Source organism: Pseudomonas veronii (assembly GCF_002028325.1).
GTDB lineage: Bacteria > Pseudomonadota > Gammaproteobacteria > Pseudomonadales > Pseudomonadaceae > Aquipseudomonas > Aquipseudomonas veronii.
The window spans coordinates 4,680,207-4,699,509 of sequence record NZ_CP018420.1 but is presented as its reverse complement, the minus strand read 5'-3'; the positions used below and the strand labels follow the sequence as shown (position 1 = coordinate 4,699,509).

General features: G+C 56.6%; 32 protein-coding genes. 20 read left to right on the top strand and 12 right to left on the bottom strand.

Annotation, left to right across the window (positions count from 1 at the left end; translation table 11 throughout):
- Positions 1-3: 3 nt before the first annotated feature.
- Both PverR02_RS21310 and PverR02_RS21305 read right to left on the bottom strand, forming a co-directional pair.
- Positions 4-189 carry a DUF551 domain-containing protein gene (locus PverR02_RS21310; protein ID WP_079444362.1) on the bottom strand — a complete coding sequence of 62 codons (186 nt, stop codon included), beginning with the start codon at positions 187-189 and terminating at the stop codon, positions 4-6.
- A gap of 21 nt (positions 190-210) precedes the next feature.
- On the bottom strand, positions 211-402 hold the full coding sequence (locus PverR02_RS21305) for a hypothetical protein (RefSeq protein ID WP_079444361.1): 192 nt from the start codon (positions 400-402) through the stop codon (positions 211-213).
- A 203-nt stretch (positions 403-605) separates the two neighbouring features.
- On the opposite strand from PverR02_RS21305, the gene PverR02_RS21300 reads away from it, so the two are divergent.
- On the top strand, positions 606-1,019 hold the full coding sequence (locus PverR02_RS21300) for a hypothetical protein (RefSeq protein ID WP_046382951.1): 414 nt from the start codon (positions 606-608) through the stop codon (positions 1,017-1,019).
- A gap of 422 nt (positions 1,020-1,441) precedes the next feature.
- Here PverR02_RS21300 and PverR02_RS21295 read toward each other — a convergent pair whose 3' ends face one another.
- The 3 genes from PverR02_RS21295 to PverR02_RS21285 all read right to left on the bottom strand — a co-directional run bounded on the left by PverR02_RS21295 (position 1,442) and on the right by PverR02_RS21285 (position 2,955).
- A complete protein-coding gene (locus PverR02_RS21295) occupies positions 1,442-1,690 on the bottom strand; it encodes a DUF1654 domain-containing protein (RefSeq protein WP_079444360.1) in 249 nt (82 codons plus the stop codon).
- Positions 1,691-1,855: 165 nt separating this feature from the next.
- Positions 1,856-2,665, bottom strand: coding sequence for a zinc ribbon domain-containing protein (locus PverR02_RS21290; protein ID WP_227778691.1), 810 nt, complete (start codon positions 2,663-2,665; stop codon positions 1,856-1,858).
- A 71-nt stretch (positions 2,666-2,736) separates the two neighbouring features.
- Positions 2,737-2,955, bottom strand: a complete 219-nt coding sequence (locus PverR02_RS21285) for a hypothetical protein (protein ID WP_079444359.1) — start codon at positions 2,953-2,955, stop codon at positions 2,737-2,739.
- 252 nt (positions 2,956-3,207) lie between these two features.
- Between PverR02_RS21285 and PverR02_RS21280 the strand changes: the two genes are divergently transcribed.
- Positions 3,208-3,399, top strand: a complete 192-nt coding sequence (locus PverR02_RS21280) for a hypothetical protein (protein ID WP_167379489.1) — start codon at positions 3,208-3,210, stop codon at positions 3,397-3,399.
- Positions 3,400-3,672: 273 nt separating this feature from the next.
- On the opposite strand, the gene PverR02_RS21275 is transcribed toward PverR02_RS21280, so the two are convergent.
- The 5 genes from PverR02_RS21275 to PverR02_RS21255 all read right to left on the bottom strand — a co-directional run bounded on the left by PverR02_RS21275 (position 3,673) and on the right by PverR02_RS21255 (position 6,818).
- Complete coding sequence (locus tag PverR02_RS21275) at positions 3,673-3,999, bottom strand: DUF2388 domain-containing protein (RefSeq protein WP_079444358.1); 327 nt, start codon at positions 3,997-3,999, stop codon at positions 3,673-3,675.
- 81 nt (positions 4,000-4,080) lie between these two features.
- Entirely contained in the window at positions 4,081-4,350 is a 270-nt protein-coding gene (locus tag PverR02_RS21270) for a superinfection immunity protein (protein ID WP_227778689.1), read from the bottom strand.
- 152 nt (positions 4,351-4,502) lie between these two features.
- The gene (locus PverR02_RS21265; RefSeq protein WP_079444357.1) at positions 4,503-5,339 is read right to left on the bottom strand and encodes a DUF3037 domain-containing protein; all 837 of its coding nucleotides are present in this window, start codon (positions 5,337-5,339) and stop codon (positions 4,503-4,505) included.
- On the bottom strand, positions 5,336-6,079 hold the full coding sequence (locus PverR02_RS21260; RefSeq protein ID WP_079444356.1) for a HipA family kinase: 744 nt from the start codon (positions 6,077-6,079) through the stop codon (positions 5,336-5,338). Before PverR02_RS21260 ends, PverR02_RS21265 begins: the two co-directional genes overlap by 4 nt.
- 82 nt (positions 6,080-6,161) lie before the next feature.
- Positions 6,162-6,818, bottom strand: coding sequence for a LexA family protein (locus PverR02_RS21255; protein ID WP_079444355.1), 657 nt, complete (start codon positions 6,816-6,818; stop codon positions 6,162-6,164).
- A 109-nt stretch (positions 6,819-6,927) separates the two neighbouring features.
- On the opposite strand from PverR02_RS21255, the gene PverR02_RS21250 reads away from it, so the two are divergent.
- The 7 genes from PverR02_RS21250 (at position 6,928) to PverR02_RS21220 (ending at position 11,155) form a co-directional block, all read left to right on the top strand.
- Entirely contained in the window at positions 6,928-7,107 is a 180-nt protein-coding gene (locus PverR02_RS21250) for a Cro/CI family transcriptional regulator (protein ID WP_024075251.1), read from the top strand.
- Between the two features lie 82 nt (positions 7,108-7,189).
- Complete coding sequence (locus PverR02_RS21245) at positions 7,190-7,612, top strand: phage regulatory CII family protein (RefSeq protein WP_079444354.1); 423 nt, start codon at positions 7,190-7,192, stop codon at positions 7,610-7,612.
- A gap of 176 nt (positions 7,613-7,788) precedes the next feature.
- A complete protein-coding gene (locus PverR02_RS21240; RefSeq protein ID WP_079444353.1) occupies positions 7,789-8,766 on the top strand; it encodes an SIR2 family protein in 978 nt (325 codons plus the stop codon).
- On the top strand, positions 8,753-9,550 hold the full coding sequence (locus PverR02_RS21235; RefSeq protein WP_046382965.1) for a hypothetical protein: 798 nt from the start codon (positions 8,753-8,755) through the stop codon (positions 9,548-9,550). The genes PverR02_RS21240 and PverR02_RS21235 overlap by 14 nt, the downstream gene beginning before the upstream one ends.
- Positions 9,547-10,017: a hypothetical protein gene (locus PverR02_RS21230; protein ID WP_046382966.1), complete on the top strand. Its 471-nt coding sequence runs from the start codon at positions 9,547-9,549 to the stop codon at positions 10,015-10,017. The genes PverR02_RS21235 and PverR02_RS21230 overlap by 4 nt, the downstream gene beginning before the upstream one ends.
- A complete protein-coding gene (locus PverR02_RS21225) occupies positions 10,014-10,610 on the top strand; it encodes a recombination protein NinG (protein ID WP_046382967.1) in 597 nt (198 codons plus the stop codon). The genes PverR02_RS21230 and PverR02_RS21225 overlap by 4 nt, the downstream gene beginning before the upstream one ends.
- Positions 10,607-11,155, top strand: a complete 549-nt coding sequence (locus tag PverR02_RS21220; protein WP_046382968.1) for a hypothetical protein — start codon at positions 10,607-10,609, stop codon at positions 11,153-11,155. The genes PverR02_RS21225 and PverR02_RS21220 overlap by 4 nt, the downstream gene beginning before the upstream one ends.
- Before the next feature lie 175 nt (positions 11,156-11,330).
- Here the strand turns inward: PverR02_RS21220 and PverR02_RS32755 are convergent, their stop codons facing one another.
- Complete coding sequence (locus PverR02_RS32755; protein ID WP_227778917.1) at positions 11,331-11,726, bottom strand: hypothetical protein; 396 nt, start codon at positions 11,724-11,726, stop codon at positions 11,331-11,333.
- On the opposite strand from PverR02_RS32755, the gene PverR02_RS21210 reads away from it, so the two are divergent.
- The 5 genes from PverR02_RS21210 to PverR02_RS21190 all read left to right on the top strand — a co-directional run bounded on the left by PverR02_RS21210 (position 11,670) and on the right by PverR02_RS21190 (position 13,256).
- Positions 11,670-11,807: a Com family DNA-binding transcriptional regulator gene (locus tag PverR02_RS21210; RefSeq protein ID WP_227778905.1), complete on the top strand. Its 138-nt coding sequence runs from the start codon at positions 11,670-11,672 to the stop codon at positions 11,805-11,807. The genes PverR02_RS32755 and PverR02_RS21210 overlap by 57 nt on opposite strands.
- An 8-nt stretch (positions 11,808-11,815) precedes the next feature.
- The gene (locus tag PverR02_RS21205; RefSeq protein WP_079444351.1) at positions 11,816-12,142 is read left to right on the top strand and encodes a hypothetical protein; all 327 of its coding nucleotides are present in this window, start codon (positions 11,816-11,818) and stop codon (positions 12,140-12,142) included.
- A gap of 193 nt (positions 12,143-12,335) precedes the next feature.
- Positions 12,336-12,674 carry an MFS transporter gene (locus tag PverR02_RS21200; protein ID WP_079444350.1) on the top strand — a complete coding sequence of 113 codons (339 nt, stop codon included), beginning with the start codon at positions 12,336-12,338 and terminating at the stop codon, positions 12,672-12,674.
- Positions 12,671-13,015, top strand: a complete 345-nt coding sequence (locus PverR02_RS21195) for a hypothetical protein (protein WP_079444349.1) — start codon at positions 12,671-12,673, stop codon at positions 13,013-13,015. The genes PverR02_RS21200 and PverR02_RS21195 overlap by 4 nt, the downstream gene beginning before the upstream one ends.
- Positions 13,016-13,064: 49 nt before the next feature.
- Entirely contained in the window at positions 13,065-13,256 is a 192-nt protein-coding gene (locus PverR02_RS21190) for a hypothetical protein (RefSeq protein WP_079444348.1), read from the top strand.
- Positions 13,257-13,264: 8 nt separating this feature from the next.
- Here PverR02_RS21190 and PverR02_RS21185 read toward each other — a convergent pair whose 3' ends face one another.
- On the bottom strand, positions 13,265-13,597 hold the full coding sequence (locus PverR02_RS21185) for a hypothetical protein (RefSeq protein ID WP_079444347.1): 333 nt from the start codon (positions 13,595-13,597) through the stop codon (positions 13,265-13,267).
- Positions 13,598-13,688: 91 nt separating this feature from the next.
- On the opposite strand from PverR02_RS21185, the gene PverR02_RS21180 reads away from it, so the two are divergent.
- From PverR02_RS21180 to PverR02_RS32385, 6 genes are read left to right on the top strand one after another with little or no spacing between them, the layout of a single operon-like run.
- The gene (locus PverR02_RS21180; RefSeq protein ID WP_079445031.1) at positions 13,689-14,312 is read left to right on the top strand and encodes a putative metallopeptidase; all 624 of its coding nucleotides are present in this window, start codon (positions 13,689-13,691) and stop codon (positions 14,310-14,312) included.
- Positions 14,313-14,343: 31 nt separating this feature from the next.
- Entirely contained in the window at positions 14,344-14,805 is a 462-nt protein-coding gene (locus tag PverR02_RS21175; RefSeq protein ID WP_046382974.1) for a DUF2280 domain-containing protein, read from the top strand.
- Positions 14,792-16,093 (top strand): terminase large subunit domain-containing protein, encoded by a 1,302-nt coding sequence (locus PverR02_RS21170; protein WP_046382975.1) that lies wholly within the window; start codon positions 14,792-14,794, stop codon positions 16,091-16,093. The genes PverR02_RS21175 and PverR02_RS21170 overlap by 14 nt, the downstream gene beginning before the upstream one ends.
- Positions 16,090-17,508: a DUF4055 domain-containing protein gene (locus PverR02_RS21165; protein ID WP_046382976.1), complete on the top strand. Its 1,419-nt coding sequence runs from the start codon at positions 16,090-16,092 to the stop codon at positions 17,506-17,508. Before PverR02_RS21170 ends, PverR02_RS21165 begins: the two co-directional genes overlap by 4 nt.
- Complete coding sequence (locus tag PverR02_RS21160; protein ID WP_079444346.1) at positions 17,483-18,571, top strand: minor capsid protein; 1,089 nt, start codon at positions 17,483-17,485, stop codon at positions 18,569-18,571. Before PverR02_RS21165 ends, PverR02_RS21160 begins: the two co-directional genes overlap by 26 nt.
- A 23-nt stretch (positions 18,572-18,594) precedes the next feature.
- A complete protein-coding gene (locus PverR02_RS32385; RefSeq protein WP_052735775.1) occupies positions 18,595-19,203 on the top strand; it encodes a hypothetical protein in 609 nt (202 codons plus the stop codon).
- Positions 19,204-19,303: the final 100 nt, after the last annotated feature.

The following is a 19,303-nucleotide window of genomic DNA, read 5'->3' as shown; positions in this document are numbered from 1 at the left end:
GCGTTATTCAGTGGGAAGAGGTGGGAGCGGCATCCAGTGACTTGGATCGCCGTACCAGAAGCACCATCCGAGAGTTTTGTCGTACAGCCACTCAGTGACCTGCATCTGGCCGTACTCGAACAGGCACAGGTAATCGCGCTTCTCGCCTTCTGGCGGTAGCCGGTCGCTGCACTTGATCCAATTGCTCATGGAGACCTCCAGTATTTGGGGTTAGGCGGTGGCTGGCAGGGCTTCACGAAAGCGCGATGGGCTCCAGTCGCAAGCCTCATCAGCAGGGATGTGGCCGAACATCAGCGCGCAGCGGCGGCAATGCACGCAGTCGCCGCAGGTCTTGCCCTCGGGTAGATTCATTTGGTCAGCGTTGTCTGCCGACCGTGGATATGGCTTTCTTTGCTCGCTCATGAATGACTCCGTGGACTTGGTTCACCTGTATTCGTCAACACTCATGCCTCCCGCTGGTTGCCGATGGGCGCGGGGGAGGAGTGCTGACGTAATAGAGGTGGGGAAGGGTGCCGGTCTTTCCCGGCTACGGCGGCGCTGGCCGTTTAGCGAGTCGCACTGAAGGCTGGTAGCATCGACACTCCTTCTCGGAGCAAGGAATTGCTATGCGTCAGGTTGTTGAAAGGGCGTTAAGCGTGATCGCGGCAGAGAGCAGCGAGCCTGAATACACTGAAGCGTTCAGCGCTGTTCGTGCAGTAGTGGTTGAGTTTGGGGAGGAAAATCTGGCTGACCGGCTTTTTGCCGATATTCCCGATTCGATCGCTTTCATGCAGGTGGCCCGGCTCTTCGACTTTCTTGCCTGGCAGACGGATGACAACGGCTCTGCGATGACTCGAACCGTCGAGCGCTGGCTTATCGAAGGCACAAATCTGCGCAAGATTCAGATCGCCCTTAACCTAGATGTGTACCCGTTTCCGGACGAGCATGAGATGTACCGCGTACTGTCTGATGTGGCTGTATCCTTCCCGCAGATGGCTGATAGATGCCAGCAGCTAATCAGCTCTCGGAAAAGTCGGTAGCACCTGGTCTACATCCCAAAGCCCGCTCTTCGAACGGGCTTCAGTGATGCTTTACGCCGTGACCCGCTACTGGCGTCGATCATCGGCTTGAATCAAATGTTCTTCCAGCCGCGGGCCTTTCGGCTTGTTCTCCCGCTGGATAACTGTTCTTGGCGCTTTACGCTGCACGCCCGGGTCAGTTGCCAACCCTCTGAACCGTTGAGGCCGGTTCATCGCTGCCTTTGAATCTGGGCCGGTGGTGATCCGGCAAGGGGTGTCGCTAAAGAGCGGTGCAGGTTTAACTGCTGGCCGGCGTTCTTCGTTGCTGGCTTGAGTTGAATTTAAGCAAGCTGAAATTAAGGTGTCAAGCATGCTGAATTAAATAATTCAGATTGCTGAAATTTGTAGGCGATAAAAAGCCCGCTCATTGGCGGGCTCATTTATTAATCGCAGTACTCGCGCCAGCCGATCCTTACGGCGCCATCATCCAAATGCTCGATCCTTATGCCGGCGGTGTCGCCGATGTCTTGGATGACCTGACGCCAAGCTTCAGGACTTTCATCGTCGCGTCTGGCTACCTCGATCAACTGGATCCTCTGCACTCGAGGAGAGGCGATCAAGCCTTGCAGGCGGCGGCCAACAAGCTCATACGAATTGCGCGGTTTCGATGTGGGGTAGGGTACCTGGTTCATGCTTCGCTCCTTGCTAAAACTGTATATATGTACAGTATTGTTGCTTGGATATATTGGCAAGAGGGCTGCAAGAGGTTTCATGCATAAATGCATATTTTTTGGGTGAGCCTTCTGGCATGCAACAAAAAGCCCGCGCTTGGCGGGCTTGGTTGGTTCTGTTTGTGGTCAGGTTCGTAGGGGAACCCAATACATCCGGCACTGAATTTCATTATTGTCGCCGAGTTCCACCGAAACGGTTTTAGCGGACCGCTCATTCTCAAAAGGGCCGGTGATGATAGTGTTCCCATCTACTGCGAGCACGGGAATTGCTAGATCTTCAAGCACGGATTCAATTCGGCTCGAATCCACAGGCTGGGCTGTTATTCTAACCGTCCAGCCATGAAAGACAGGTCCAACAACCTGGTCAGTGATGGGGGGGTATTTTCCGCTCACCGAGTCCCTGTAGACGATCTCGCTAAATAGGCGCGGGCCCTCCCGCATAGCGATCAGGGCTTGCTTGGCCTCTTCCTTGGTTTCAAATGGACCTGCGCCTACTGCCAGGCCGATCATCGAAACAACTGGGAGGCCGGTGCCGGCAATAGCCTTTATAGTGCGTTGCTGTTCTTGCTCGTCTCTGCATGCTGTCGAAGCCACCCAGCCCTTTTTCAGCCTTGGGGCCGAGACGGGCTCCACGTCGGCACCGCAGTGCTTGCACTTGATCGCGGCATTCTTGATGGTTTCGGCACACAGCGGGCAGGGCCGGGAGTCAGCTTGCGCCTGCTCGTGTGGCGGCGATGATCTTCCGCCCAGGAGAACCATAAGCAACCCAGCGAGTGCGATCATGCCGCCGACAATAGTGTGCATCTGGCGGTCCGCAATGAGCCCCAAGTTGTTCACCCGGCCGCCGGCTCCAGTTGACACGGACACATCCATGCTCAGCGCGAAGATCAGCCAGCAGACGCCGACGATCAGCGCAAACGTCCCAAATCCCTTCATTGGATCCCTCCCGTAATTGAGCCCGCACTTTACCATTCATGGCGTACAGCCACCATTGGAAGGGAGGGCGGTCAATCCGGTTCCTGCGCCTTCAGCCTGGCCAGGCCCTGCTTGATATGCCCTGCGTTTTCCCCGATCGCCTCAAGGGCGCCTCGGACGTTCTGACCTGCATCCGTATGGCCTTGGCTTTCGACGAGCAACGTCAGCTCCATCAGCGAAGCCTCAAGGGCAAGCTGGTTCTCGTAGATTCGTTCCAAGGTATCGGTGAGGGAGTATTCGGGGGAGGGCATAGAAATGCTCTTTGGCTTGACGATTCGGCGCAGTAGAAAAGGTCAAAACTGAATCAGATTCAATTGTAGATCACGGTAGCTGGCATGCACCCGAGATGAAAATTCTCTAAACGAGTGACGTCGCGACTCTGAATGATCTCTAACCAGAATGGTGATGGCGTAATGCCATAAGTGCGTTTGTCGAGCGTGCCGCCGTTGAACGTTTTTTGAGACGTCAGGTTTCACTCCTCAGACATGATCAGGTGATCTGCAATGCGTCGTTCAGCTGTAAAAGCCTGGAGGGACCTTCTATATCAGGCTGTAAACGAACAGGATGTTGAGGACAAATATTTCGAGTTGCTTAGGGAGGCCGACCGCATGAAGAAAGCCGGTCTCATCAATGAGGATGAATGGAGGAAGCTGGTTCGTAAGGCGGGCGAGTTTCTTGCAAACAATGCGGAATAAGAAATAGGGCTACTGGCAGAAACAAGAAGCCCGGCGCTGGGCTGTGTTATCTGTTGACTCGGGCGAGGGAGTATTCAGGGGAGGCATTGCCTTGTCTCCACTAGAGGGCATGGAAAGCGCAGCAGCAGGCAAAAAAAAGCCCGCTTGTGGGCGGACCAAAAGGGAATTCTTCAAATGAGTAGGGCTACTTTGCACTCTGTCCTGTAAATGTCAGGTGAAAAGGATGTCGCAGAAACGAAAGGTTTGGTGTGGTGGCTGGCTTGAAGGTCGCTTTCAGAATGATGTAGCTATCGACTGGGCCAGTTGCATGTCTGACATGAGCGGAGAAGGATAGGTCAACTGGTAGTATCTGGACGCCTGCTCAAACTCCGCGCCGCGAATCTCCCCGTCCGAACCGATGAAGGCCAGAGCGTCAGTCTTGGCTGACTTGAAAATCTCAGGCGGCTCGGTCGTGAGGGATGTGGTCGCCCCAATTAAAATGGTTGGCGCGGAAATTGTGAGAAATATCGCGGCAGCGATAGGGTTGGCGCCATCACCTGATACGGCCTGAGTGCTGACAGATGCCAGTAGGGCGATCGCCAGTGTCTTCCATGAGTCCATTCTTCGATGCTTCCATTGCGATCCGGGGGGCGCAACCATAGCAGAGTAGGGTGCTTGCCAGAAGCAAGACGCGCCGCCACATTATTCGTTCGAAACCCGAAACACTAGAGCCCTGTAAAGCGCTAAAAACCAACCGATGCCAGTCCAGCCAGCAAGCAGGTTCAGCTTGAATATCGATATACGGGCTTTCTTGGCGTAGCCGATTGCACATATCGAGGGGTAGAGATACAGCGCAAACGCGCTGGAGAAGAACAGAGTATTCGCAAGTATAGCGACCTCGCTGTCGCCGCTGCTACCCAGGTAGCTGAATGCACACAATGGAATCAGAATGCCCAGCCCGAAAATTTTCACTTGAAACGCCCTCTGCGCATAAATGTAATCAAGCCAGTTGGTGGCGTAATGACATCAGTGTACGTAGGCGCATATGAATTGGGTAATGCGGAAAAACTATCCGTTCGATAGGCAGATATAAGAAGCCCGGCGCTGGGCCGGGCTTAGGTTGATCAGTGAAGAGTATCAGGAATACCTTGCTTGATTTGGTCAAGTATCACCGATTTCCCCTCAGCCGAGCTGGTTACGCGTATACCCGGAAAAGACTTAAGCTCTTCAGCGATTTCTCGATACGCCTTAAGTAGCTTGGGCTTGCCGTCTTCGGGCGGGCCCGCAATGAAGAGGGTATCTTTTGCGAGTTGCCCGGCCGCATTCAGGCGTCTTATTTTCGAAATCCACGCGTCGCCATGTTCAATGATTTTAGATGACTCGTCGTGCCCAAGATGGATAGGCTTTAGGGCCTGTACTGGCTCGGCGCCACTCATCAACACAAACGGAAATTTTACTGGGTAATCAGCATTGCCCAATTTCTGCTCGCTGTAACGCTGTTTTAAGTTGGACGCTGCGAGCAGCTTTCCAAGCTGTCGCTCTAAAAACGTTTCCTGATATTCCTTTGTTGCAAAACTGTGGTTCACGTAATGATCGAATAGAGTAGCGAGCGCCTGGTCTGCGTTATCTGTGGCCATAGTACCGGGATCGCTAAACCTCATCATCGTTTCACGAGGGTGTATCAGGTGCTTGAACGTTGAGAGGAGCAGCGCGACATCTTCACGATTTACGGTGAGAAAGCCGCTAAGGCGTGCCAGCTCTACGTCGATTTCCCTGCGTGCTCTGACGAATATTTTCGCATCGAGACTGGGGAAGAAATTAGTGATGCGCTGTCTTTTTTTCTCAATTTTGAAGCGAAAATCGCCATTATTGGCAATCAATACGATTCCAATATTCACGAACTCGCCTGTTTCAGGGTAAGGCAAAAACCTCAGAATTGAATAGTTGCATATGTACTTCATAGCGCTCCCCAGAACCGCTCTTCCTTGAACACTTCCAGCATTTGCAGCCTTTCTGCCAGTGTGGGCTCTGTTTCGTCGATGTGGTCGCGATCTCTATACAGCCAATCGTCGGGCAAAAGGGCCGTGATCGTACCCCAGTTCTTCATAGCGTCGCCAAGCATTTGCTCGCAGTCCTGACGAACGACCAGATCTCTGAAGAATGACCGGCACTCTCGAAAAACGTGCCCCTTCATAAATGCATCGCAGTCGAACGTTCTGTCAAACGCAAGATTGTGATCGATGACAGCGAGATCTCCGTTGGAGTCCAAAATCAGGTTCACGTTCCCGCCGCGATCCCCGAGGCACCGATCCTCGTTACGGATCCACCAATCAAACAGAAGAATTCGTCTTCTGAGATCTACAGGGGTTCGGTTGATATTGCTGAGATTGAAGTCAGAGGCGTTTTCTACTGCGAGAGAGGCAAATGCCAGCCCTCCGCCAAGATCCCCAACATTCGGGATTGCACTGAATGCAATGAGATCCTGTGGAACGTGCATTAAGCGCCAGGGAGGTATTGGTAGGTTTAGCGCCCTCCCAAGCTCAGCACCGATTGCTTCAGAAATCAGAGAAAATCCACCAGCCTTGTCGAGGCCTTTCACGAAGTATGGAAGGCCATCGTCCCCGCGCACAATGAAAGGCTTTATGGAATATCCCTGATGACTTTGCCGGACGATTTCAACCGCTGTAATGCTCTCAGGCATTCTTGTTCTTCCATGTTCGATGCATTGTGCGTGTCTGGTTTTGCTGGCCGCGTAGCCTGTGTCCTCCTGCAGCGGCCTGCCCTCAATAAAACTTCTGCAGCGCCTGCACTACGACCCCAACGATCCGACAGTTCTCGTCGACCGCTTCGATTGGGTAGCTTGGGTTCAGCGGCTTCAGAAACAGCCGACCGCCATCGCTCACCAGCTTCTTGAATGTCGCTTCGTTGCTGTCCCGCAGCTTGGCCACGACCAGCTTACCTGGCGCAACCTCGGCTTCGGTATCGACTAGGATCAGGGTGCCCTCAGTGACACTCTGGCCTGCAGGCGCCGTCATCGAGTCGCCTTTCACCTTTAGCCAAAACGCCGTGCCTTTGGAGTCGTACTCCGAAAACTCATAGCTGTCCGAGAATCCTGCTGGGTAGGGCTCAACAGCTTCTGCCCAGGCGCCGGCGGCAACCCAGCTGATTACTGGGTAGCGGAATGATTTGGTGGGTTGCGCGGCGGGGGAGACGTTCGATTCGGAAGTGTCCCGCTCATCACCCTCGCCTATAGCCAGCCACTCAGCTCGGAATCCAGTCGCTTTTGCCAGTGCGTAAAGGTTCTCCGGCCTGAGGCTTTTGCTCTCGCCGGTGATCCACTGCGTGACGGCAGAATTTGCAACGCCGCAAAGCGATGCAATTTCTCCTTTCTTTTTACCGCTGACCTGTATGGCGCGGGCGATGCGTTCGTGTCTTTCCATGGACTCAATATTAAGCTAGCTGAATTTAAGCATGCAGTAGGCAGAAAACATCGTTGATGCTGTAACTTAAGCATGCTTAAATTGCGGCAGGCTCGAACGAGGATTCGCAATGAATACGCATGAAGTCGCCGAATTCTTCGGCAGCAAGACAAAGCTGGCGCTGGCCCTGGGTATCCGCCCAAGCGCAGTGACCATGTGGGGAGAAACGATTCCCGAATCCAGGCAGTACCAGATTCAGGTTCTCTCCAAGGGCAGATTCAAGGCAGCAAAGAAGGCTCAGGCCGCCTGACATCCATGTCCGCCGATCCATTGAGCAAATGATCGCTTCTGCATCGGCAGGGCGCCACGGAAACAAATTTGAGGTTTTACGAGTGGAAGACTTTTTGGATGCATGCCAGGCAGCAGTGAAGGGCAACGAGCCCAAATCCCTGGCTGCAAAGATGGGTATTCCACACGTTGGCCTGCTCCAGCGCGCAAACCCGGACAACGAAGCTCACCACCTGACCGTGGAGCATCTGTTCGGGATCTTGCTGCACACCGGCGACATGCGCCCGCTTTCGGTCCTGGCCGCCGAGTTCGGCTTTGACCTGGTGGCAAAGACCGGGCCAAAACCTGAAGCACTCACCAAGTCGCTGATCAATGTCGCTAAGGAAGTGGCCGACCTGACCATCGCCGTTCATGAGGCGCTGGGCGACAACCACGTCAGCACCTTCGAGAAGAACCTGATCCGTCAAGAGATCAGCCACGTTCGCCAGAGCCTGGACGTGATGGATGCGTCGGTTAAGGCGGCCTGAATTTCAAACACAAAAAAGCCACCGGACGAGGGTGGCTGATTCGATAACACTTTGTGAGGCCAATTATATGAAAACCCAGCCACATATCAATAGCGCTATCGATCTCGCGCCACGTTTTTCGCAATCTGAAAACGTGGCGCGCATTCACTCGCATACAGTTTACCTGGCGGCCTGATATGCAATACACCGTCACGATTAACCAGGTGAAGGCGTTGGAGTGGGGGCTGAATTCTCAGCAGGCCCTGCTGTTCGCCTTCGTCTACGGCTGCCCGAGCTGGACCAAGCCAATCAAGACTGATGACGGGATCTTCTTCGCGCTGAGCAAGGCCAAGATCATCGAGGAGCTACCGCTGCTCACTGACAAGCCGGACACCGCTTACCGCATGCTGAAGGCCCTGGAAGAGGCCGGCTTGATTGAGCTTTCCAGCACTTCGAACATCACACTTTTCCGCCTCACTGAGAAGGCTGTCGAGTGGAACCAGAAGCTGGACGGGTCGGAAAAATATCCGACCCCACCAAAAAACAAGGGTCGGAAAAATATCCGATCTACCTCGGATAAATCTCCGAGCAAGGTCGGAAAAAAATCCGATCAAGGGTCGGAAAAATCTCCGACAAATCAGGATACCAGTCATCAGGGTACCAATCAGGACATCAGTCAGGACTTGCAGGACGCCACCGGCAAGCCGGCTCAGTCCCGCAGCCTGGTGCTGGTGGTTGATCGCACCGACACTCCTCGGGTTGAAATCCCCGCCGACATGCCCGGCCCCAGAGACCATGCCTGCAAAACCTTCAAGGTCTGGGCGAACTACGCCATGGCTTACCGCAAACGCTACAGCGCCTGGCCGGTGTGGAATGCCAAGGTGGGCGGCCAGCTCGGCCAACTGGTCGACCGCCTCGGCGCTGACGTCGCCCACCACGTCGCCGCTCACTTCCTGAAAACCAGCGATGCCGCTGTCCTGCGCAAGTGCCACAGCCTCAATGAACTGCTGGCCAACGCCGAGAGCTACCACACCCAGTGGGTGACCGGACAGCGCGTCAACGGCACAACCGCCCGCCAGATGGAACGGACTGAGGCAAACCTCTCCGCAGCCGAGCAGGCCGCTCAGATGGTTCTGGCCAAGCGCCAAGCAGGTGACCGCAATGAATACCTCTGAAATGAACGACCAGCAGGTCGCCGGGCTGGCCGCTGCTATCTGCGCGACGGCCGAGGCCATGGGCCAGGAAATGAACCCCGGTACGGCGGCGATGATGGCCGAAGACCTCTGTGCCTACCCGGTGCCTGTCGTCAAAGCCGCTTTGAAGGCGTGCCGCTTCGAAGTGAAGGGCAAGCTGGCGATGGCCGACATTCTGCAGCGCGTCCAGTCCTCCGATGGACGCCCGGGCAAGGATGAGGCCTGGGCTATCGCCATGACCACCAACGACGAATTCGAAACGGTGGTGTTGACCGACGAGATCCAGCTGGCCCTGGCCGTTGCGAAACCCATATTGGACGGTGGCGACAAAATCGGCGCGCGCATGGCGTTCATTGACGCCTATCAGCGGTTCGTGTGCCAGGCCCGCGAGGATGCGAAGCCTATCAATTGGCACGTCTCTGTGGGCTTCGATGCCAGCCGCCGTATCCAGGCTATTACCAGGGCCGTGGAGTTGAAGCGTATTCCCTGTGACCACGGCCAGAAGTACCTGGCAGACCTTAGCGTTGAGCCGATCACCGAGGATGGTCGCGCCATTGCCGGTCTGCTCACCGGTGCCGTCACCCGGGCAGAGCCGGTACTTCGCCAAAAACTGGAGATCGTGAAGAGCTCGATGCTGGAAATGCGGAGGGCCAGCGAAGAACGGAAGCTCGAAATGCGGATTGAAGCGGCCAACGAATTGGCAGATCGCCGGGCACTGCTCATCAAGCAGGCGCAGGAACTGGAAGAGAAGAGGGCGGCGCAATGACCGACAAGATCAGCGTCAACTGCCAGGCCAAGCTCACCGAGGCCATCACATGCCTGACCACCATGTACCGGAACAAGAAATTTGTGGTGGTCTCCCTGCGCCCGGGTAAGGACCGCACGCTTGAACAGAACCGGCTGTGGTTCGGGATGTACAAGCGAATCGCCGAAATGACCCAGATCGGCGATGCGGCGGACGCCCGGCGCTACTGCAAGCTGCACTTCGGTGTGCAGATCCTGCTGAACGAGGATGCTGGGTTCCAGGCCGAGTGGTACCGAGTGATGCGTCATCTGCCCTACGAAACGAAGCTGGCCATGATGGGTGAGTGCCACTTGTTTGGGCCGGACGGCTTCCCGGTGACCAGCCTGTTCAATCGCGCCCAGGGCATCAATTACACCGACCGCATCGCCACCTACTTCACAGGCCAAGGTGTGGTTTTCACTGATCTACTCAGCAAGGAGGCTGCATGATCGCCAAGCAACCCAAACAAAAGAAATGCAAGAACCCAGCGTGCGGCATCAGCTTCCCGCCGCAGCGCCTGGGCCAGGCCGTATGCAGCCCGAAGTGCGGTCTTGCAATCAAGGACGTGAATCAGGCGAAGGCGCGCAAGTCGCTGGCACAGGTCGAGCGCCGCGAGATCAAAGTCCGAAAGGAGAAGCTGAAAAGCAGGGCGGATCACTTGCGCGAAGCCCAGGCCGCAGTGAACGAGTACGTGCGCCTGCGTGACGCGCGCCTGCCATGCATAAGTTGCGACTCGACGCCGAACGACAACGACCTTATGACCGGTAGCCGCTGGGATGCGGGGCACTACCGGTCCGTCGGCGCCTGCCCGGAGCTGCGCTTCGAGCCGCTGAACATCCACCGCCAGTGTGTGAAGTGCAACCGCAACCTGTCCGGCAATGCTGTGGAGTACCGCATTCGCCTGCTGCTGCGTATCGGTGCAGAGAAGGTCGCATGGATCGAAGGGCCTCATGAGGCCCGCAAGTATACCGTCGAAGAGATCAAGGCCATCAAAGCCAAATACCGCGCATTGATCAGGGAACTGAAGAGGGCTGCAGCATGACCTATCGCAACGTTGTTTCAGCAGTAGTTCGGGCGCTCGCGGCCGAGACCATCAGTTCCGCCGGCGGCTGTGACTTTGAGCCGAAGGTACAGTGTACCAAGCAGAAGGGGGAGATCATCGGTAAGGAGGCGGCATTTCTCCAGGATTGCTGGGTGTTTGGCAGACTGCACAAGGCGCTCGCACCGGCGCACTGGCGGGCGTTGGTGGCGAAGTACTCTACGCACGAAGAGCGCAAGCACGGAGCCATTCTGGAGCTGCTGAACTCTGTGAAGACGCCAGCGCCGAAACGCTTCCGGGAATGTGCCGTGCTCACCTGGGCGATTCCGCAAGCGGCAGGTGCAGAGGGCAAGCGTTCCGCCGCGGTACTGCCAGCCGCCTGGTACGACATCACCAACTGGGACAACGACGGCAAGCCGGAATCAACCCGCTACCGGTGGCGCTCGTCGATCCGCAAGGCGCTGGATGATCAAGTCAACGAAGCGCTGACAGCCGCTCAGGAACTGCTCGACTCAGAAGGCTTAATCGAAAGTTGTGCGGCGCAGTAAATAGCCATTGCAATGAATGAGAAAATGAGAGATTATTTATCCATCCTGTCGATCTTGCGCGTTGAGGTTACACAGTAAGGCCCGGCATGAAGTAGGGCTTTTTCATGTGAGACAAAGCAAGATGCGGACTCTCTTACTTCTCGGAATGCTGCTCTCGCCATTGGCGCTCGCCGATCTAACCGAGCCCTCGCATGACTGCAATAAGCCCAGCGTCCCATACGAGTTTGAAGATGAGGACGAGCGCGATCAATTCAACGCAGATGTAGATGAATACAAAGCCTGCATTACGGACTTCGTAGAGGAGCAGGAGGACTCTATTCGAAAGCACAAGTCTGCAGCCGACGAAGCCATTGAAGAGTGGAACTCGTTCGCCCGATCGACATAGCTGCCAAGCAGATATCCAGGCCTCGCCAAGTGCGGGGCTTTTTATTGCTTGCCGAAAAAACAATGCAAAAGGAATTTGCAGATGTTGAAAGAATTCAGATGCGGTAACTGCAAAAGACTTCTCGCCCGTGTGGGTGGGTTTACAGAGCTCCAGATCAAGTGTTCCCGATGCGGGACGCTGAATCATGTGAAGGCCACGAGCCTCGAGCAATCGCCTTTGAGCGACATGAAAGCGGAATCCTCCGCGACAAATCATTCGACTCAATAGGTGAAAAAATGAATATTCAGACAATTGGCAAAACCTTCGTGAGCGTCAAGGTAAACGGTGCTTTCGGTCCCTACAAACTCGTTGGCCCCGAGCAAAATGCTCATGGCTTGATTCTGCGCACTTTGAATTTGAGCAGCGGTACCATCACGGTCAGCGCTACACCTCCAATTGATAACTTCGATACCAGTAAGGTGATCGCGTTTTCTACGATCGGCCGTACTGAGCCGTTCTTGGTCCCGGCTGGACTGGGTGTTTATATCACTGTGCGTAACGATTATAACCAGCTCATCAACGTTACTTGGGACTACCTCAACGCCGACGGCACAGTCGCTTAAGTCACTCTGAGCGGTGAAGCCCTGCCTGAGTGCAGGGCTTCAAGCAATGCGGCGCGACTGATGTCGCGCATCCATTCAATGCCTCGCCATCGTGCGGGGCTTTTTCGTTTTCGGCCCTGCCACACCCTTCGCTCTGAGCTGGGAGTGCCGCCGGGGCTGATCTATTTCAAACATGCCCCACGGAGTCGAGCGCATGGAGTACCTACAGCGCCTGCTCGACAAGATCGACAGGTTCGAATTGCTAATCGCGGGCCTGATTGGGGCTGTTGTTGCAAGCTGGTGGCACAAGGACGACTTGTCCGACTGGCGCGCCTGGATGGTCTTTTTGATCACCGGCATGGCCTGCTCGATCTATTTGACGAGCATGGTCAGCACCTACCTGGGCGTGACTGAGCCAAAGATCGTCGCCGGCATCGGCTTCCTGCTGGGGGCCTTCGGCGGCTCGCTCCTGGCGGCCATCAATCGAGCCATCAAATCCGCTGACCTCTGGGCGCTCATTCGCCAGCGGTTCGGGGGAGGCAATCCACCATGAATCTTGAACTGATCAACTCCATCGCCTGCGGACTCATCGCGGCCTGGGCGGCCTGGTGCGTACTGAGCGGGAAGGTGAGGGACGGCATCCTCGGGAAGCTGATCTACTCGACGATCGCCATCAGCGGTTTCGTCGTTATGGCGCGCAGCCAGAACATCTTCTTCGGCCCGACCAGTGCCGGCCTGACGCTGCATGTGTCCCTGGCCCTGGCCGGCGCGCGCCACATCTTCATGGTCACATACTGGCAGCGGGTGAAGGTCTGGCTCTGCCGGACGCTGAACTGCGAGCACTGCCTGCACTGTGACAAGGCACCTGGTGGCCTTGAGCGGCGCACCAAGTAACCCGCGCCACGTTTTCGAATGCGCCAAATCGTAGCGCGAGGTTTTTCAGATGAGCAACGTCACCCGCCTGCGTCATGCGCTCCCACTGAGCCAGGACATCAACGCTGCGGTAAGCGCTCTAGACAAGGCCATTGCCGAAGCTGTGGACGCTGCCAAGGTCGCTGGACTACCTCAAGGCCTGATCGTTGGCTTGCTCCAGGGTCACGCCCATGCACAGACACACCAAATGGTGATCGAATAGCACCAGGCTCAGCCTTGGTATGTACTAACTCCGGCGGCTCGAGTGACTGGGAACCATAGCCATTCGCCGTGCTGAGTAATGTCGTCGCCTAGATATACGGTGTAATCGCCATATGCTTCATCTGGAAAGCAAAAATCAATGTATCCCGTATCAAGCCAGCCATCGAATGGCTCAGTTCGCACGCCAAGCCAACTGAAACCTTGGTTGCTTTCCTGATAGGTATTAGTGCTCAGGTCCTGAGCCCCGCGATGGTCGCTAAATGCGAACGCGGCTGTGAGGGTCTGCACCTGGAGAGGTTCCTGACCAGGCCGGAAGTCGATTTGCGCAGTCTTGAACTCCATACAATTGCTCCTCGGATAATTTGAGCATCATCAATACCACGAAAGTCCGCAGAATGAAGTTATGCGGCGCTTTGGAGAATTTGAGGCAGACATGAATAGGCCGCACCCTCCAGCGTCTCTGCGTGAGCTGTCTGATCTGTCCGACTTCGGTATCCGCCTGATGCCAGCACCTGAGGTGTGGGAATGGCTCCAAACCGAAATCCTTGCCGACAACGGCAGCATCCACAATGAAGACCATGCACACCTGATCGACGCTGACGTGAGGGTCATGTGGGCATCGTCTGCATTCGAGAAGCAGGGCCGCACGGTCCTGGGCCAGACCGAGCAGGTAGCGTTCCGCGCCGGCGGCTGGCAGAAAGCCCGGATGGAGCAACAGATGCGTGATTGGTTCGGTGATGTGCCGACCTTCATCATCACCTTGGCTGCTGACTACTGCGCCCAGTGCAGCGACCTTGAGTTCTGCGCCCTGATCGAGCACGAGCTGTATCACCTGGCTCACGCGACCGACAAGTATGGTCAACCAGCATTCACCCAAGACGGGGCACCGAAGATCAAGCTGCAGGGCCACGACGTCGAGGAGTTCGTCGGTGTGGTTCGCCGCTACGGTGCGAGCCCTGACGTTCAAGCGTTGGTGGATGCTGCAAACAGTCCTGCCGAGGTGGGGAAATTGAATATTGCGAGGGCCTGCGGAACCTGTCTGCTCAAGTCGGCCTGATTCTGGACAGGCTCTGGACGGATGAGAATCTATGGCAGCCCTTCAAAACGACGTGAAGGCCTTTATCGTTCAGGCCCTGGCGTGCTTCGACACGCCCTCACAGGTTGTTGAGGCTGTCCAGAAAGAATATGGGGTTGTTGTAACCCGCCAGCAGGTGGAAACGCATGACCCAACGAAGACATCGGGTAAAGGCCTGGCAAAGCGCTGGGTGACGATGTTCGAAGACACCAGAAAGCGTTTCCGCGAAGAGACAGCTGACATCCCAATCGCCAACCGTGCCTTCCGCCTCCGCGCTATGAACCGCTTTGTGGAGAAGGCCGAGTCGATGAAGAACATTGGCCTGGCCATGCAGATCCTCGAGCAGGCCGCGAAAGAAACCGGCGACATCTACGTCAACCGGGCCAGGAAGGAAGAGGCGGGCGACGAACCAGCGATCCCGACCCGCATCCAGGTCGACGTGGTGGACGCGAGGAAGCCGAATGCCGAGCCTTAATGTCCCGCAGGCTCAGTTCCTCACGCTGCCCCACAAGTTTCGTGCGTTCGTTGCTGGGTTCGGCTCAGGCAAGACCTGGGTGGGATGCTCGGCGCTGAGCAAGCACTTCATGGAGTGGCCCGGCGTCAACGCTGGCTACTTCGCACCGACTTACCCGCAAATCCGGGACATCTTCTATCCGACCATGGATGAGGTGGCCTACGACTGGGGGCTGAAGACCAAGATCAACCAGGCGAACCACGAGGTTCACATCTACAGCGGCCGGCAGTACCGCGGCACCGTGATTTGCCGGTCGATGGAGAAGCCGCAGACCATCGTTGGCTTCAAGATCGGTCATGCCCTGGTGGATGAGCTGGACGTGCTGACCGCGGTCAAGGCGCAGCAGGCTTGGCGCAAGATCATTGCCCGGATGCGTTACAACTTGCCTGGGCTCAAGAACGGGGTGGACGTCACCACGACGCCGGAAGGCTTCAAGTTCGTCTTCCTGCAGTTCGTGAAGCAGTTGCGGGACAAGCCTTCGCTCAAAGAGATGTACGGCCTGGTACAAGCCAGCACTTTCGACAACGAGCTGAACCTGCCGGATGACTACATCGCATCCCTGATGGAGTCGTATCCACCACAGCTGATCATGGCGTACCTCAAGGGCCAGTTCGTCAACCTGACGTCCGGGACGATCTACACGGCCTACGATCGCAAGCTCAACGAATGCTTCGACACCGTAAAGCCTGGTGAGCCCCTGTTCATCGGCATGGACTTCAACGTTGGCAAGATGGCGGCGATTACCCACGTAAAGCGCGATCAGGGCTTGCCCAGGGCAGTAGATGAGTTGATCGACGGCTACGACACGCCTGACATGATCCGCCGCATCAAGGAACGCTACTGGCAGCACGACGGCAACGACTTCAAGAAAACGTGCGAGATCAGGATCTACCCGGATGCCTCGGGCGATTCACGCAAGTCTGTGAACGCCAGCATCACCGACCTTGCCATGCTCAAGCAGGCCGGGTTCGCGGTCATCGCTCCAGCGGCAAACCCGCCGGTGAAGGATCGAATCAACGCAATGAACGCCGTCTTCTGCAATGCGCAGGGCGAGCGCCGCTACCTGGTCAATCCGTTCACCTGCCCAACCTACGCCGATGGCCTGGAGCAGCAGGTGTGGGGCGCGAACGGTGAGCCAGACAAAACCGCCGGCATCGATCACGCGAACGACGCCGGCGGCTACTTCATCCACCGCGAGTACCCGATCATCAAACCGGTCACCGCTATCAAAATGGGATACGCCCGATGAGCAACGACGTCTCCTTCAAGCGGGCGGATTACATTGAAGCGCTGGACCGCTGGGCGACCGTTCGCGACGTCTGCGCCGGGCAGCATCGGGTTGTCGATCGGCTCCCATACATCAACGCGCACGACAAGTCGCCGGAGAACGAAGACCGGAACCGGGCTTACCGCGAGCGAGCGGTGTTCAAGAACGCCACCGGGCACACCCGTAACGGATTGCTTGGCCTGGCCTTCCATAAAGACCCGACACTCACGGTGTCGAAGAAACTGGAATATCTGCAGGACAACGCCAACGGTTCCGGCGTCAGCGTCTACCAGCATTCCCAGGGCACGCTTGAAAAGGTGCTTGAGGCCGGTCGGCATGGGCTGTACGTCGACTATCACCAGGACGACAGCATCGGCGGGCACTCGGTGATCCTGTCCTACTGCGCTGAAGACATCATCAACTGGCGCACCGGCATGGTTAACGGTCACAGCGTGCTGACGCTGGTGGTGTTGCGTGAGTCGCCTGAGATTCCCGACGGCTTCGGTTTCAAGACGGTCGAGCAGTACCGGGAACTGGCGCTGGAGGGCGACGGCTTTGTCTGCCGGGTCTGGCGCAGGTCCGGGCCGAAAGGTGGCGGGCCGCTGGCGGTCACCGAAGAATTCAGGCCTAAAGGTGTCACTGGGCGTTTCAAAGAGATCCCGTTCACCTTTGTCGGCGCGCAGAACAATGACCCCAGCATCGACGAATCACCCCTGTACGACATCGCCATGATCAACCTGGGCCATTACCGGAACAGCGCCGACTATGAAGACAGCGTTTTCTGGTGTGGGCAGGCTCAGCCGTGGATCAGCGGCTTGGATGAGCAGTGGCGCGACTGGATGGAGAAGAACGGCGTCTATGTCGGCTCCAGGGCGCCAATGATGCTGCCGGCCGGTGGCCAGTTCGGCTACGCGCAGCCATTGCCCAACACACTGGTCAAAGAGGCCATGGCCGACAAGAACCAGATGATGATCGAGCTGGGCGCGCGGATGGTGGTGGCGTCAATTGCCACCAAGACCGCTACGGAGTCTCGTGGTGATCAGTCGGCCTCCACTTCGGTGCTGGCCGGCTGCGTGGCAAACGTAAGCGAGGCTTACACCCGGGCAATCATGTGGTGCTGTGCCTACATGGGCATCGCTGACAAGAAGGTTGCCTACCAGGTGAATCAGGAGTTCGTCGAGCTGACGGCTGATCCGCAGATGATCACCGCCTTGGTCGGCTTGTGGCAGAACGGCGGGTTCGCGAAGGCTGACCTTCGGGCCTACCTGCGTAAGTTGGGTCTGATCGCGCCAGAGCGCACTGACCTGCAGATCGACGGCGAATTGCAGGAGCAGGGCGACGGCCTGGGCTTGGACAACGAGGACGCACCAAATGGCGGCAAACCAAGCAATCCATGACGCCACCATCCGGCACGCCGTTTTCCTCGAAAAGCTGAAGGCGGGGGAGGTGGGCAAGTTCGCCCCCTTCCTCAAGGAGATCGATCGCTCGATCCGCGACCGGCTGACCCAGTCGGACCTGACCGAGTACAACGTCAAGCGCCTGGAAGCGCTGCTGAAAGAGGTGGATAGCCTGCTGCTGGGCATCTTCGACCGCTACAGCGCGCAACTGAACCTCGACTTGGTGGATATCGCCAACTATGAGGCCGAGTTCGAGGCGACCAGTCTTGCCAGGTCAGCACCGGTCGGTGTATCGCTCGACGTGGTTGCGCCGACAGCCGCAGCAATCCGCACCGCAGTGCTGACAAACCCGCTCAGCGCGCGCGGCACCGGCGGCGGAAAGCTGTTGAAGGCCTTCATCAAGGGTTGGACCGGCGCCGAGCGAGAGCGTGTCACCGGCACTATTCGGCAGGGCTACTTCGAAGGGCAGACGAACTTCCAGATCATCCGCAACATTCGCGGTACCAAGGCTGCCGGGTACAAAGACGGCATCCTGGCGACCACCAACCGCAATGCCGCCACGGTCGTACATACCGCGATTCAGCATGTGTCGTCTCAGGCGCGTATGGAGGTGGCCAAGGCCAACACTGACATCGTGGAAGAAATCCAGATGGTGGCCACGCTGGACAGCAAAACCAGTCAGCTTTGCCGCTCTATGGACAAGCGCAAGTTTCCGGTGGATTCCGGCCCAAGGCCGCCATTCCACCCGAACTGCCGCACTACCTTCATTCTCCTGACCAAGCTCAGCGCGATGTTTGCCAAAGGTGCTACCCGGGCTTCGGTGGGTGCCAATGGCGGACAGCAGGTCAGTGCCGACCTCGACTATTACCACTGGCTTCAGCAGCAGCCTGCGGCGTTTCAGGATGTGGCGATCGGTCCGGTGCGTGCCAAGTTGTTCCGGGAGGGGGGATTGACGGTGGAGCGATTCGCCGAGCTGCAGCTTGATCGCAACTTCTCGCCGCTGACGCTGGCGCAGATGAAAGGGCTTGAACCGCTGGCTTTTGAGCGTGCAGGGTTGCTATAACACCTCAATCAAATGGAGGTGGCATGAAATATCTCATAGTGTTGGGGGCTCTGGCTGCCTTTGTACTTGGCTGCCTGCTTGGGCTCACCGCCGGAGTAAACCTAAATCCTAATGCAACCGTTAGCTTCGTGCCTAATTGGGGAAGTCTTGGCGACTGGGTTTCTGGGGTTGGCGCGCTGCTTGCGGTGGTTGTTGCTGTATGGCTGGCCGATACACAGAGAAAAGATAATGCGGAAAAGTTGACCTTAAAGTGTGGGGTTAAGCCGGCAAACGATGGATCAATGATTTTTGGTGGTCGCGATTTAGTCGTCGAGTTGATTTCCTCTGGCAGCAGGCCCGTAAGAGTCAGTGGAGCTAAAATAGGCGCCAAAGGTAAGGCTGGCGGCTGGAAGGCTTACATGGCTGGGCCAACCGGAAAAGGATTTCCCTTTACTCTCAATTACGGTGAGGGTGAGGAAATACGGCTTTCTTTCCGGGATGTGAGTGATGTCCTTGACCATTTTAGTGCCGAGTACCAGGGAGATCTTTCCAAGGCTCAGGCGACTGTATTTTCTACGCTCGGACACTGGGAGGTAGATATTTCGACGACGCTATCGGAGCTGAAGATGCTTCGCGAAAAGCAGAGAAGCTGATCACTACTTTCCACCTCAAATCTTTCAAACAGCCCTTGCAAACGCCGGGGCTTTTTTATGCCTGCAAAGCGGGCCGACTAAACCCAAGGGGTGCATCAAC